Raw genomic sequence first — 13,418 nt, forward strand, 5'->3', positions numbered from 1 at the left:
CATTCAATTAAACAATATCGTTGCGAATGACACGCAGCAAATACATATTATATGAACGACCATAAGTAGTGCCATTCTTAGTAGTAAAACCAAAACCACGCTGAAGTTTTACGCCTGTAATCTGAGCGTAGAAACCCTGATCAGCAATACCAGACTCATCGACAACCTTCAACGTATCCTTTCCATGCTGTGCAATAACATATTTACCAACAGCAATTTCAGACTCATCAGCAACGTCAAAAGCACCCACAGAAACAGAATACTGATCCTCAGCAAATAAGTCATAAGCCCTAAAAGGACGCCCAGCCTCATTAATATAATTAGAAAGAGCCTGATTGCTCTTGCGACTCTCATCATAATCCCACTCAGGATTTGCAACCAGAACAACTTTGCGCTTATTAATCAAAGCAGTAGTAGGAGCCTCATATTCATGAGTTTCTACACCATCAATATCAGTAGCCAAATCGCCCACATAACAAATGTGACCATTCTCCACATCCACATCGGCAATCAGACTGTGCAAATGACCGCCACCACGAACAGCAGCAATCTTGGAAGTTTCCACAACAGTATAATTCTTATCCATAGTCATATTACCTCACTTTCAATTATTGTTTCTTTGTAGGCAGCACACCATAGCGAGAACTAACTTCTGCCTTAGGGGTCTGCTCAAATACATCCGCTACCATAGGAGCGGCCTCTTTAGTCTTACGACTGAAATTAGCGTTCAAGTTCTTCTTTGTAAACATCACGGCACACTGAGCCTGAATTTCCTCCAAAGAATACTCATCCCGCTTTTCTTTGAGTGTGGTGTATTCAGCAACATCACTTAAATGCTGATCAAACTGCTTAAACTCTGCATCCTTTGCGGCATCCACAGCAGCCTTCTCACGCTCGGCCTCTGCCTTAACATAAGCATCATACTTAGGTTTCATCTCATCATAGTCATTCTTAACCTGACTATAATTAGCCTCGGCAGTATCTTTACTTTCATTTGCAGCATCAATCTGTGCAGACATATATGTAGCAAAATCGGACATTGCTTTTTCAAACACAAACTGCTCCGCATCTTCTGCGCCTTCCTCGAAATCAGAATAAGTAGTCTTTTTACGACAAGCAGACGCAAAATCAATAGTAATCTTGTCGCCATCCATAGTGTACTTCATACCATACAATCCATAATGGTCAGCACGATCCATCACAATAATCTCATCACTCTGAACATCAACAAAGCAATATTGAGAACATTCATAACCCCAACTGTCACGATATTTCTTCTCGCCCAGCACAGCATAAATCTCATCAATCTGCTCCATTAAATTCAAAGTGAAATTTGTATCAGGAATTTTAGGCATTTCTCCAGCCTCCTTTTCACTATTTTCATTTAACTTTTCAACAGTCATGCTATACTCAGTCAGCTTATCCTTAATCTCTTGTGCGATAGTATGCGCTGTAAATTCCTTTGGAACAGCCTTGCTATCAATCATTGCTGGCTGAATACGATCATCTGTTGAAGATAACAGGCAACATCCATCAAACTTAAAGCCAGTGAATGTAAATGTCCCATCATCGTTTTCCTCGCCAGTGATTGAAGAAAGTTCAAGTTCCATACTCTGAGGCTTACCGCCATCACGATTAAAAATTGTAATTGCATCATCAAATTTAGTCCACAATAGGGCATCAACTTGAAAGAACTCACGGCAAATTCCATCGGAACAAACTTTTTCAATCCAACGATAGTTACATGACTCTGGAATTACACCATAGGCAGAACCAGCATATACATAATCTGTACCATCATTACTCTTAACAGCTTTATACTCATGACCCTGAAAGTCTAACTCTCCGTCTGGATTCAGAGCGATATACCCCAACACTGGAGTATTCATGATGCTATCGGCATTTGCATCAACCACTTCTTTGTCAAAAATATTGCCATTAAAATTCAATCCTGTGTGTAATACATCAATCGTTATGGCAAGAAAACGAGAATCTTCAGTATCCACACAGCTATTGATCGTAAACGACACTGGCAACCTATTTCGTTCATGACCCACTTTCCCCATCACCGCCTTTCTTTATATTTTAATAACGCCCAATGGACGGTATTAACGATTAAGATTTGTCTCATTATCTCTTGTAATTTCACCACTCTCATCAATATCCTGCCCCTTACTCTCATTTGTAGGGCGACCTGTAATTTCATCTCCAGTAGCAGTATAAGAAGTTTGCAATGGTACAAATTTCTCATGCAACTTGAGTACAGTATTTTCTAATAAGAGTGAACCAATAATTCTACTCGGACTTTTACCAAGAGCAACACCATAATCAATCTTAAACGGCTCTCCATTTTGAGCCGCTTTCAGCATAGCATCAGCCACATCATTTCGATTAAAAACAGTAGAATCTTGTATTCTCAATGCAAATTTAAATTGTGGCTTATTGAACTTACGCAGTTTAATGAACCGTGTAAATACACGTTCTACTTGCCGATAAAAGCCATAAATAAAAGCGGCATCATTCTCAATCGACATTTTCATTGCCGTCGCAGATGATCCGCTATTGAACAACTCTTTTGTGACACCAGCATTATCATATAAATTAGTAATAGCATCACTCAGATTATTCGCAGTATTCGCATTGTCCTTAAAGCTAACTGCTGTGGCCTTTCCGGGAGCATGAATCAATCCAACATCTTCTGGCATATTTGCTTTGTTCATTTCTGCAAATACAGCCAAAGTTTCATCTGTAAGCAACGGTTTGTCTACAGCATCCTCATCAATAGGGATTTCAATAACAATAGCCTTATAATTATCAACCCTTGCTTTCTGCAATTTCAATTTCTTGTATGTATCTAAGTCCAAAATATCCTTAATAAGTCCAAGCAAAAATGGCATCGGAGTAATAGAGTTTTCATTAAACTTAAAACACATCTGCTTATCTGCTGGTGGGACAAACCATCCATCAAAATAAGAATTTCCATTTCGGTAATCTAAATATGCCTGTTTGACATAATCAGGATATGAACCAATATGCAACGGGTTAATTCCGCTTAATTGTATCTTGAAATTAAACACGCCATCTTGTACCTGACAAATCTTGCAAATAGACGGATTGATTGACAAAACAAAAAAGTCTGAACTATCTTCAAAAATCAATCCATAAAATACATCCTGCATGGGTAGAACACTCATGATTTTTAACATTTCATGTTTGAAACCCATCTTTTCAAATTCAGAACACACATTTGCATATGCGTCCCTCAATTTCATTTGCTTTTCTTCACTATCCAATTCGCTCTCTTTAACGTCATACACATCAATATTGTAATTAAACAGTCCCATTTTCCCAAAATAGTTATTCAAACGCATATAGAATTGTGAAGTATACATGAGATAATGGCTTATCTCAATTAACATCATAGGATTGCTTGTTGGATTTTCAAGCGCATCAGCAATTCGTTCTAAAGAATAGCCTTTAATTTTATGAGACTTCAGAACATCAGTATTTGTACACAAATCATGAATCATCAATCGTTTGAATCCCGCTAAGTCAAGACGGCTTTTGCCATTTTCGGTTTCCTCAAAACGTTTTACATCTTTGTCATAATCCAAACTTGAGTAAATTACTTTTGTTACTGGCATTATATCACCGTCCTTTCTTAATACATTCTTGGCCTACGATTCAACGCTTTTAACCGTTCGGCAAATGATTTAATGTCAACATTTGATTTACTTCCACTATCATCTACTTTTACAATATAGTAAAGCAAATAAGCAACCGCAGAGAAACGGTCTTTATCAAACTTACTTACAACTTTCTCAACGGACAGATTCTTACCACTCTGAAGAAGTTTTAAATTACCAACCTCTTGGAAGAACAATTCCTCCTGTACAAAAGGCATAACTTTTGAATTTAAATCATCATTATCCTTAATAGCATAGTCGCCGCCATTTTTACTCTCTAAAAATCTCAATATGCCAGAATCAATCATATCAATGAAATTTGTCAAAATCATTGTTTGGCAAGACTGAGCCTTGAGATCATAAAGGCATTTATCGGCTTTCTTTGCATCAGGAACAGCATCAGTATTGATCGTGTCCCAAGCTGGATATGTTTCTCCAGTTAAAGGATCGTATGTTTCTTCCATCAGTTTATCAATCAATCCAGTTCCCAAGCCATTGCCATCGACAACAGCAATCTTGGCGTTATATCTCTTTCGGACACGCTTGACAATACAAGCCTGAGTTCCAAAGTTCAGCATATTTGAAACATGAATGATATTTGCTAACTGAATCTCCGTAATTTTACCATCAGAGTTTCTTATAACCTTACCAACTGCAATAGATGACTGGTTATTATTCTTGTTCTGAGAACGTGCAACGTCCATTGCCAAATAGAACTCATCGTCATCACTTGTGCTGCTTAATATTGGCTCTGTAAGAGTCCGACAATTCATAAAACGGTTGATATTTACCAACGCACCTGTTGAACTACCTACCCAATTCCCACCGTAGTTCATATCAAAAGCAATAGAGGACATATTTTTCTTTTTCTCTAAAATAGTTCTTTTACTTGAACCACGACCATACCAACAACCAAGCATCCAGTTTGAACCTAATACAATTTTACCCTTTATATCCCGCATATCGTGGAACATTGCAAGGTTTCGGTTAAATTCATCTGAACCCCTAAATCCGGGAGTAGTATAAAAATTAATCTGCTGATTCATTTCCTCTGGATTGACGATTGCTAATTTACCGCAAGTAGTACGACCAACTTCAACAACAGGTTCAAGAGCATCTTCAAAAATAACATTATCCATCAAGTTAGATTCTTCGATGCTAATACGCTTTCTACGCTGGCCTTTGCTGGTTTGTGCGTTAGCTAAAGCATCAATTCTTGCACCGTTCTTAAAAACGATCAGAGCGTCACCTTTAATAAAGCTGGACTTCTTTATTTCATTTTCCAGCATTGGGTAATAACGAATTAACTCCGTATACTTATCTTTCAACAATGCGGCAGCGTTCTCTTTTGTTTGTGCTGTTAAAGACAGTTCAATATTAGGATAACGAATTGCAACTACGACCATCGTTGCAAATTCTAAAAACGTCTTTCCATAGCCTCGATTAAAACAACCATGTTCACTAAAAAATCGTGCGCCAGCCCTCATAAAAACTCGCTGATCTAAATGTAATTTAATACTTCCCTCTGCGGGAGCCATCAAATCTAATGCCAAGTCTGGATACCACATCCACCAACTTGCAAAATCATCACATTTTTTAATTTCTTCTAATGTCATAATTCGATTTGATCATCATTGTCGCTATAATAATCTGGCGGCAACTCAATAAACTCCTTAATTTTTTCACGATTAGTTAGTGTTGGATCATCAGTAAAAATATGGTTCGGATCACCATATTGCTTAACATACTCGGCTACCTTTTCATCATAGAATTTGTAAACATCCTCATATGGGACTTCTGGTTTTCCCTCCAACCTACGACAATAGTTTATATAGCACCAAATAATAAAATCTGGCGCATCACTTGGTCGATATTTAAACTGTGGCAAAATCCTTGTTACGTCTTTTACACGTTCAAATTTTTGAAAGAACTCAGAAAAACACGTCACACCACCTTGTACATCAATGGAATTTAATTGCTTGAGTGCTTCGGTAGTCAGTTTAGACCATTTCTCAGCATCAGCAATAATGCCGGAATTTGTTGCGATTTCTTCCTTTGCAGCGAAACGAACATAACGTAAAAGTAAGTTTTTCTGATTGCTTGAAATATTCGGATAATCTTGCTTAGTATCATCATAAATTCGTTGCATTGTTTGATACTCTTTTGAGGTATATCCTTCTCCAAACAACCTAATCATTTCCTCGCTTACTTCAAATTCCTCATCGTTCAAATAATATACTTTTTCGTTTTGATTTGTTTTACGCCAAGAACTTCCAACAGCATTATCGCTTTGAGCCGCTTGACTATATTTCTCACCTTGTTCAAAATCTAACATTTTAAATTGGGGTAACGAATTAATCTTTGTAAGATATTTTCCAACGATTAAACTTGCAGACGAATCAATACCGTATTGACTAACAGTTTGATCCCATTCCTTTTTTATAAAAGGCTTATCTAATTGACGCATAATGAGATAAACTTTTTCATCATTTGCAGTTCCATCTTCATTAGCACACGCTTTAATCACACATTCCTTACACATAGGTATATACCCATCTTTATGTAATGGATTGTAGCTTCGATAAAACCCTCGTTTTAAAGTTTTTTCTTCTCCACAAGTAGAACATATTTTTTTGGCAGTAGTTAAACTGCCTGATCTGTTTGCCATACTGCCACCTCACTTGAAATTTATATTTTTAGAACATTTTCAATCAAAAAGTCAGATTCATAATTAACTCTACTTTTCATCCCACTTTTTGTATCCTCAAATCGAATAGTAATTGCTGACATAGGATTATCTGGAACCTTCATTAAATATATTTTGTCTCTATCAAGACTATATAAAGCAAAATAGTCAATCTCGGAATTTAAATACTTCCTTCTTTCACCATTTGTTCTATGCGCCGTTGATGATGTTAAATCAAAAATTGAACATCCATTTTTTGATTTAATGGATGTTTTCACCTGAATCTTGTTTAATTTTCCATCAAACTCAGCAATCAGATCAGCTTTCTCATCATCACCAAACGGAATATAAATAGGGATACCCATTTCAACAAATTTAGCGAGAACTTTTGCTTCTCCGATATTTCCAATTCGTTTACTATTCATCTTTCATCCCCTTATAAATAAAGATACCAACGCTCTTACCATATCTTTCGATCAGTAAAAACGTTGGCATTTTGGTAGAAGGTGTCGGACTCGAACCGCTACTCTTGCTCCCAAGGCAAGCGTGTTAGCCATTACACTACACCCTCTATATAAAGCCGCACTTACACGGCAGTAGTGGTCTATTCCCACCGTCAGCACCCGAAAAGCAAAGAAAGGAGATTTGTTTGCCGCTTACCCAAGGCGGCTGGTACTGCTGACGGGGATCGAACCCGTATGCCTAATAGCGAGGGATTTTAAGTCCCTTGTGTCTGCCAATTCCACCACAGCAGCATATTTACTTTATTTCTCCCAAGGAACAAGGTCGTATAAATCAACTGGCGAATTTGCAGTTTTAATCTTTATAAACCCCTTATTAACCACTTGCCATAATGTAAACTTCTTTCTTTCTACATTCTGACTAATTTGATATTTCTGACCAGAATTTGTTACACATAATACACCAGCACCATTATCAGATGCAGGAATACTTTTCACAATCTTTTCAGTCGTTTCTTCTATTTTCTTTCTCATAACTCAACCACCTCAAAATTATGGCAGGGGTAGTAGGAATCGAACCTACGCTCAAGGAGTCAAAGTCCCCAGCCTTACCGCTTGGCTATACCCCTATATAAATCCCGCTGCGTTGCAAGCCGCCCTCGCTAAAAGTGAGATGAACCAAGACCATTGTTATACGGGATATGGAGACATTGGTGGGATTTGAACCCACGATCATAGTTTTGCAGACTACTGCCTTACCAATCTTGGCTACAATGTCATGTCCTGATTTTTCAGGACTATTAATTACTTGAGATTACGCATTGTCGATTGAAGCCGCTTTCCCTTGGCTTCTTCACCTCCCGGCATTTGTAGTCCAAAGTATTTCTCCGCTACTCCCACAACTGCGCCCTTCGTTCAACCCGGCGCACTCTGCTGACCACAGAGTTTTCTTTATCTGGTGCTGGTAGTGGGACTTGAACCCACACGGTATTGCTACCAACAGATTTTGAGTCTGCCACGTCTGCCAATTCCATCATACCAGCATCTTGGATTAAAGTCTCGCATTTCAGGCAGCGAAACACCTAATGGTACGCCAGATGGGGCTTGAACCCACGACTCACGGCTTAAAAGGCCGTTACTCTACCAACTGAGTTACTGGCGTATATCTGGTGGAGCCACGGGGACTCGAACCCCGGACTTCCTGCTTGCAAAGCAGACACTCTACCAACTGAGTTATGACCCCATAAATCAAGTATTAAGTAAAGCGGCGTTTCCTTATTTAAGTCTGACTAACTGCCGTAAAAAATCCAGACCCTTAATACTTGAGTGGAGCTGCTGAAGGGACTCGAACCCCCAACCTACGCATTACAAGTGCGTTGCACTACCTATTGTGCTACAGCAGCATATAGCATAGTATTTAGTCATTCATGTGGTCTAACTAAACTCCTGATGTTTGACAACCGAATCGAACGGTACTTTAACCACACCACACCCACCCCAAGAATTACATCAGATTTTAAACTACGCTACATTTAATTGGCACTATATAGTTCCCACACCGCTCTCCCGTTCTATTGCAAATTTCGGTGGGAGGCTGGTTGATCATACCATACTGGTTGCGGGGACTGGACTCGAACCAGTGATTTCCAACTTATGAGGATGGCGAGATGACCAACTTCTCTACCCCGCAGTATTTAGCAGATGGTGGTTTATTGCTACATGATTAGATACCACAAAACTTTCATGTCCTATATATCCATCTGCTCTATATCAACACCTATCCAATCAACCTTAATAGTATCTTGGCGTGTGTAGGATCATTCAATGTAAATCCAAAATCTTCATAAACTCTATCTCGCAAAAATGGTAATGTATAATGTTCATAAAACACGATTTCGTACTGGCGAGGAATTTTGCTTAGAAATTCTTCAATACTATGAGGAAAATAGTTTTCACGAACTTCTCTATCCCAATTCTCAACATACCGATATGTCAGTAAGTAATGTAAAAAATCTTTATTGTTTACCAACAGGCCATTATACGCCTCAAACTCTGATACTTTATTTGGGTTTTCATGCTGAAGAACCTTTGCTAACTGGATAGAATTTGTCGGATGACAGGAACGCTTGGAATAAAACATATCACGAATTGCAATATATGTAGCACCACTATTAAAAATATTTCCATAATCCCATTCAATGTCAGATGAATACGCATGAATTTCATGAAATACAGACGAAGCATTAAGAATAGTATTATGCAAATCTGATTTTGGATTAGTTGACAGATAATCAGCATTAGGAACATTCTGTTTGGCAATATCAATCATTTCCTGACTAATATCATATCCAATCAATTTCATGCTTGGACAAATTTCTCCAACTATCTTCAACAATGATCCATCTGCACATCCATAATCATAAATTGTATCAATGCCGCCATCAATTTTGTCCAAGAACCAAATCTTATCCAACATACTCTTTCTCATTCCGTCATTATAAACATTCATATTTGCAATCGGAGTCATTCTACATCTACCTTTTATTTTGTTTTACGCCGTACAGTTTCTCTCTGCATTAACCGACACGGCATCACATCGGAATGATATTACATTTTAGTGTCTATCCACAGTCATAAGGCTTAACGATAACCCATACGGCACATCTCAAGTTTAGCTGACCCAACTGAACATTTGCTCTCAAAACGGCTCTGGTGACGCATACGGGAGTCGAACCCGTGTTACTGCCGTGAAAGGGCGGTGTCTTAACCACTTGACCAATGCGCCATTTGTATTTGTTGTTATTAGGCGTTTTCTTTTGTCAGGTCTTTGTCCTCCTGACATTATCTATTATAGTTGTATTTCTTGTTATTGTCAAGGGCTTTTTGAAAATTTCTCAAAAATTTTTTGGTGGGGAAAGAAGGACTCGAACCATCTCCCTTTGGGCTTCAACCAAATGCTCTACTCGTTAAGCTATCTCCCCGTATCGGAGGGAGGTTGTTGGCCTCCCATCCCATCATAAACAATCTGTAAGTGCCGTACCCGGACGAATCTCAATACACTCCTGTTCAGGAATAACAATAGGCTGCTTATTCTTAAAGTCATACGCCGAATGTCTATTCTTCATCTTACGTTCAATTTTCATAAACTTATGTAAAGAAACAGAATCTCCCCGGCTAACAGCAGCCACAATAGAATCCTCATATGCAGCCACTACCTCAGATATATCCTTTTTTGTTTTTCCTGTACGTACAGCAATATCAGCAATCAAGTCATTTCTATTCATAGCACACCTCATAATTTGATTGCATATTCTATGGTCTTACCCTTTTCTGCTTCCAATACAAGGAATGTTGCACCAGCGTTTGACGTTCTATGAATAGATATGGAATAATCATCAACCCCAATAATGCTTGGTACATTGACCACTTCTTTGTTAATGCCTACTGTCTCGCTACAAGCGTGATGTTTATGTCCAGCGATCAAAAAATCTAATTGGACATTATAAATATGAGAAAAGTCTTTGATAGCCTGTTCCATATTCTTTACTTCGCCATGAATACCCATCACATTAAACCCAACAATATTTGAATAAATATATCCAGTAGGATTTTTGACAAAAGTAAAGTTAGGATTGTTAGCAAGACGAGTGCTGATCATAGCGTCTACTACAAGACCCATATTCTCTTTTGTAAACGTACCCTTTGGCTGTCCAAGCATACGAAGTTCAGTATGATTTCCGTTAGTCATCTGAAACTCAACTTCAACATACTTTGTCAACTCATTCAACCAATTAGTAATAAAATCAGCATAACGAACTGTCCCCTCAACAACTCCATATCTAAGTTGCATCAGTTGCTTGACTCTCAATAAGCCATCCTCAAAATCTCCCATTGAATATACATATATCTTTGAAAATCCTTCTTTTCGTACAATGCCAACGACTTGCTCAAGCAAATTCCACATCCTACTTTCAAAGATTTCTGGACTATAGGCATTAATTATCTCATTACCCAACCCCCGAATTTCAAACTCAGTTCCATAATGTTCATCGCCGAACACAAGAATACCAGCCCGATCAGACGGCTCTGCATGAATTGCCTCTGGTATACTCAATGGCTTCAACTCATTGATTGCCTGACAAATATGCTCAACAATCAATTCATCACGTGCGTTTTCACGCAACCAACGATTTAATTCCAACTTCTCAGTTTGGAGTTTTGTACGCTCCTTTTTCAACTCTCGAAGCTGGTTAGTAACTTTTGATGTAGCGGTCGTAGAACTCTCTTCAGGATTTTTAATCCAACCAGCTTGCAAATACTCATAAAATAATTTTGAGCCTTTGCGAATTGTATCACGGTGTTCATTCTCACCCGTGTACTCAGAGCGTAAATCGGCTATATCCTGCCATTCAATAGCAGGATCATCCAAACGAGCAAGGAGTAAATCAAACTGTCGGCTTAAAAATTCTGCCTGTTCTATGTCTACCACTCCCTTCTGGATGATTTTTCATCCAAAATATTTACTCTGTATCTTCAGACTCCTTGCCTTTAGAATCTGCGTCCGGGGCATAATCGGCACAGTCCTCCATAGTCAAGGTAATCAAAAGGTCTTTCTTTGCACTATCATGAAACTTCATAAGAGGCTTTAACTTCTCACAAACAAGATAGTGGTCACAATTATCACAAATAAAGTTCTTAATCATATTAGCATACCTCTTTCATAATTGTATTTATGGTTATATCAATCAAGTAAATCTGCCATTGCAGCAGTTTCACTTCGCTCTGTCTTAACCAATTTGACAAAGCCGAATTTCGGATGGCCTTTAAGACGGTCAACAGCAATCATAAGCCCATTATTTTCTGTAAATACCTTATGATCTGTCTGTTTATAATCACCATTAAGCCATAGTGCAGAACCTTCGCCCACACGACCAAGAAGCAGTTGAACGTGTTCCTTAGTCATATTTTCTGCCTCGCTGCACATAATAATGGTATTCTTTATGTCACGGCCTCGAATGAATCCCAAATGCTCTACCTCAATCTGCTGGTTGCTAATCAATCTCTCTAATCCATCTCTACCACCAACATGATCTGCAAGAGGCATAGCAAAAGGAAGTAACTTATCAAAAGCATCTCCGGGTAAAAATCCAAGAGGCTTAGAGTTCTTAACCTCTACATTATTCCGAACCCACATAATCTTATCAAACTTACCTTGCATTACCAAATCCAATGCAACAGATGACATAAGATAATCTTTGCCAGTTCCAAACTTGCCAACAAGAATTTTCACTGTAATATCTTGATTGTATAGCATATCAATAGCCAACCGCTGTTGCGGATTTCTTGGCCTAACATTGCCAGTATAATCATTCTTGATCACCTTATATCCAACCAGAGCATACTTTGTTCCATCCCAGCGGTAGAAATCTTTCGCAACTCCATCTGTGTCATAAACAATAATATGTTCATTTTGGCGGCAACCAAAAATATTATTGGTTAAATCACTATAAAAAGTAGGCAACCGTTCATCATCAGAAGTTATCTCCTGAAATCCACGGTATTCATCCATATAATCAACCACCCTTACACAATATCGTCAAGCGAACAATCCTCTCCGATGATATAATCACAAAAGCCCTTCTCTTTAGCTTCATCAGCAAAAAGATACCACTCAACACGCAACTTGCTATCATATTCATCAGAAGTAATTTTACTGCGAGAAAGCACATACTCTTTAATTCGTTGCTCAATTCGCTTATTAAACTCCATCTGATCCTGTGCCTTTGCACCAGAATTGACAACAAAATTTGTACCATCGTGCATAAGGAACTTAGCTGTCTTAGAAGCATAACGCTTGTGTCCAGCGAGGCCAATCAAGAATCCCATAGAATACTGATAGCCAAGATTGATTGTATAAACAGGTGTCTTACTCTCAAGAATCACATCCACCAGTTCAAATCCCGGATCAATCGAACCTCCATTAGACGATACATACAGTAAAATTGGTTTGCGTTCTTCCACAGGAATATCCTTATCATCCGCATTATATTGTAAAATATGGCGAACAATCGAATCAATAATGCACTCGTCAATGTCATCAGATAAGTACAATTTCCTACTACGTAAATTACGCAGATAGAAAACTTCATCGACCCCCCAATTTTTGGCGATTACACCATCATCCACATCAAAGTCAAAGTCGTAAAATCCCTTAGTCATATTGTCCCTCCAATCAATGACGATATTTGCGCTTGCGTTCACGCTCTTTATCAATCTGCTCACAAATAGAAGCAGCACGTGCATTAGAATCCATGATCAGACGCAGATATTTTTCTGCTTCTGGCAGATAATAATGATGACGCTTACTTTTCTGAACACAAGTACGGACAATCTCTGCCCTTGGGTACACTTCACGCACCCGCTGCGACTCAGGTTTTGTAATAGGAATCAATTTTCTCAGTCCTTTTCATATAAATTTGAGGATTTAAGAAAGTGCTGTAATACAGTCATTTTCGTTCTTATCCCTTCTGCACACTTAGTAGAAATCAAAAACCTCTATAATACAGCACTTTCTAAGGGTTTGCA

The 13,418-nt window shown here is 38.4% G+C and carries 14 protein-coding genes and 11 tRNA genes; all 25 read right to left on the reverse strand.

What is annotated here, in order from left to right:
- Window positions 1-7 precede the first annotated feature (7 nt).
- The gene (locus VV088_RS00510; RefSeq protein WP_217959371.1) at window positions 8-586 is read right to left on the reverse strand and encodes a hypothetical protein; all 579 of its coding nucleotides are present in this window, start codon (window positions 584-586) and stop codon (window positions 8-10) included.
- A gap of 22 nt (window positions 587-608) precedes the next feature.
- Window positions 609-2,006, reverse strand: coding sequence for a hypothetical protein (locus tag VV088_RS00515; RefSeq protein WP_334598949.1), 1,398 nt, complete (start codon window positions 2,004-2,006; stop codon window positions 609-611).
- Window positions 2,007-2,108: 102 nt separating this feature from the next.
- Window positions 2,109-3,644 (reverse strand): hypothetical protein, encoded by a 1,536-nt coding sequence (locus VV088_RS00520; RefSeq protein WP_217959369.1) that lies wholly within the window; start codon window positions 3,642-3,644, stop codon window positions 2,109-2,111.
- 17 nt (window positions 3,645-3,661) lie between these two features.
- Complete coding sequence (locus VV088_RS00525; RefSeq protein WP_217959368.1) at window positions 3,662-5,302, reverse strand: hypothetical protein; 1,641 nt, start codon at window positions 5,300-5,302, stop codon at window positions 3,662-3,664.
- Window positions 5,299-6,354 (reverse strand): hypothetical protein, encoded by a 1,056-nt coding sequence (locus VV088_RS00530; RefSeq protein WP_217959367.1) that lies wholly within the window; start codon window positions 6,352-6,354, stop codon window positions 5,299-5,301. The genes VV088_RS00525 and VV088_RS00530 overlap by 4 nt, the downstream gene beginning before the upstream one ends.
- 20 nt (window positions 6,355-6,374) lie before the next feature.
- The gene (locus tag VV088_RS00535) at window positions 6,375-6,797 is read right to left on the reverse strand and encodes a group I intron-associated PD-(D/E)XK endonuclease (protein ID WP_217959366.1); all 423 of its coding nucleotides are present in this window, start codon (window positions 6,795-6,797) and stop codon (window positions 6,375-6,377) included.
- Window positions 6,798-6,873: 76 nt separating this feature from the next.
- Window positions 6,874-6,943 (reverse strand) — tRNA-Pro (locus VV088_RS00540).
- Between the two features lie 99 nt (window positions 6,944-7,042).
- Window positions 7,043-7,127 (reverse strand) — tRNA-Leu (locus VV088_RS00545).
- Between the two features lie 9 nt (window positions 7,128-7,136).
- Window positions 7,137-7,367, reverse strand: a complete 231-nt coding sequence (locus VV088_RS00550) for a hypothetical protein (RefSeq protein ID WP_217959365.1) — start codon at window positions 7,365-7,367, stop codon at window positions 7,137-7,139.
- Window positions 7,368-7,388: 21 nt separating this feature from the next.
- Window positions 7,389-7,462 (reverse strand) — tRNA-Gln (locus tag VV088_RS00555).
- A gap of 73 nt (window positions 7,463-7,535) precedes the next feature.
- Window positions 7,536-7,611 (reverse strand) — tRNA-Cys (locus VV088_RS00560).
- A 178-nt stretch (window positions 7,612-7,789) separates the two neighbouring features.
- Window positions 7,790-7,876 (reverse strand) — tRNA-Leu (locus VV088_RS00565).
- Between the two features lie 43 nt (window positions 7,877-7,919).
- Window positions 7,920-7,995, reverse strand: a tRNA-Lys gene (locus tag VV088_RS00570).
- A gap of 5 nt (window positions 7,996-8,000) precedes the next feature.
- Window positions 8,001-8,076 (reverse strand) — tRNA-Ala (locus VV088_RS00575).
- Between the two features lie 84 nt (window positions 8,077-8,160).
- A tRNA-Thr gene (locus VV088_RS00580) sits at window positions 8,161-8,236 on the reverse strand.
- Between the two features lie 210 nt (window positions 8,237-8,446).
- Window positions 8,447-8,523 (reverse strand) — tRNA-Met (locus VV088_RS00585).
- An 87-nt stretch (window positions 8,524-8,610) separates the two neighbouring features.
- Entirely contained in the window at window positions 8,611-9,360 is a 750-nt protein-coding gene (locus tag VV088_RS00590; protein WP_217959364.1) for a class I SAM-dependent methyltransferase, read from the reverse strand.
- Between the two features lie 183 nt (window positions 9,361-9,543).
- A tRNA-Glu gene (locus tag VV088_RS00595) sits at window positions 9,544-9,618 on the reverse strand.
- Window positions 9,619-9,739: 121 nt separating this feature from the next.
- Window positions 9,740-9,814, reverse strand: a tRNA-Phe gene (locus VV088_RS00600).
- Between the two features lie 33 nt (window positions 9,815-9,847).
- Complete coding sequence (locus VV088_RS00605) at window positions 9,848-10,117, reverse strand: HU family DNA-binding protein (protein ID WP_217959363.1); 270 nt, start codon at window positions 10,115-10,117, stop codon at window positions 9,848-9,850.
- Between the two features lie 8 nt (window positions 10,118-10,125).
- Entirely contained in the window at window positions 10,126-11,322 is a 1,197-nt protein-coding gene (locus VV088_RS00610) for a hypothetical protein (protein ID WP_217959362.1), read from the reverse strand.
- Window positions 11,323-11,353: 31 nt separating this feature from the next.
- A complete protein-coding gene (locus VV088_RS00615; protein ID WP_217959361.1) occupies window positions 11,354-11,536 on the reverse strand; it encodes a hypothetical protein in 183 nt (60 codons plus the stop codon).
- A 38-nt stretch (window positions 11,537-11,574) separates the two neighbouring features.
- Window positions 11,575-12,402 (reverse strand): PhoH family protein, encoded by an 828-nt coding sequence (locus tag VV088_RS00620; RefSeq protein WP_217959360.1) that lies wholly within the window; start codon window positions 12,400-12,402, stop codon window positions 11,575-11,577.
- A 14-nt stretch (window positions 12,403-12,416) separates the two neighbouring features.
- On the reverse strand, window positions 12,417-13,052 hold the full coding sequence (locus tag VV088_RS00625) for an ATP-dependent Clp protease proteolytic subunit (protein ID WP_217959359.1): 636 nt from the start codon (window positions 13,050-13,052) through the stop codon (window positions 12,417-12,419).
- A 13-nt stretch (window positions 13,053-13,065) separates the two neighbouring features.
- Window positions 13,066-13,284 (reverse strand): hypothetical protein, encoded by a 219-nt coding sequence (locus tag VV088_RS00630; protein WP_217959358.1) that lies wholly within the window; start codon window positions 13,282-13,284, stop codon window positions 13,066-13,068.
- Between the last annotated feature and the right edge of the window lie 134 nt (window positions 13,285-13,418).

It is taken from the genome of Lawsonibacter sp. JLR.KK007 (assembly GCF_036941135.1).
In the GTDB taxonomy this organism is placed as follows: domain Bacteria; phylum Bacillota; class Clostridia; order Oscillospirales; family Oscillospiraceae; genus Lawsonibacter.

What these genes read in the sequence shown, in the direction of transcription:
- VV088_RS00510 (WP_217959371.1), bottom strand. Translation starts at nt 586, where the DNA reads ATGGATAAGAATTATACTGTTGTGGAAACTTCCAAGATTGCTGCTGTT.
- VV088_RS00520 (WP_217959369.1), bottom strand. Translation starts at nt 3,644, where the DNA reads ATGCCAGTAACAAAAGTAATTTACTCAAGTTTGGATTATGACAAAGAT.
- VV088_RS00525 (WP_217959368.1), bottom strand. Translation starts at nt 5,302, where the DNA reads ATGACATTAGAAGAAATTAAAAAATGTGATGATTTTGCAAGTTGGTGG.
- VV088_RS00530 (WP_217959367.1), bottom strand. Translation starts at nt 6,354, where the DNA reads ATGGCAAACAGATCAGGCAGTTTAACTACTGCCAAAAAAATATGTTCT.
- VV088_RS00535 (WP_217959366.1), bottom strand. Translation starts at nt 6,797, where the DNA reads ATGAATAGTAAACGAATTGGAAATATCGGAGAAGCAAAAGTTCTCGCT.
- VV088_RS00550 (WP_217959365.1), bottom strand. Translation starts at nt 7,367, where the DNA reads ATGAGAAAGAAAATAGAAGAAACGACTGAAAAGATTGTGAAAAGTATT.
- VV088_RS00590 (WP_217959364.1), bottom strand. Translation starts at nt 9,360, where the DNA reads ATGACTCCGATTGCAAATATGAATGTTTATAATGACGGAATGAGAAAG.
- VV088_RS00605 (WP_217959363.1), bottom strand. Translation starts at nt 10,117, where the DNA reads ATGAATAGAAATGACTTGATTGCTGATATTGCTGTACGTACAGGAAAA.
- VV088_RS00615 (WP_217959361.1), bottom strand. Translation starts at nt 11,536, where the DNA reads ATGATTAAGAACTTTATTTGTGATAATTGTGACCACTATCTTGTTTGT.
- VV088_RS00620 (WP_217959360.1), bottom strand. Translation starts at nt 12,402, where the DNA reads ATGGATGAATACCGTGGATTTCAGGAGATAACTTCTGATGATGAACGG.
- VV088_RS00625 (WP_217959359.1), bottom strand. Translation starts at nt 13,052, where the DNA reads ATGACTAAGGGATTTTACGACTTTGACTTTGATGTGGATGATGGTGTA.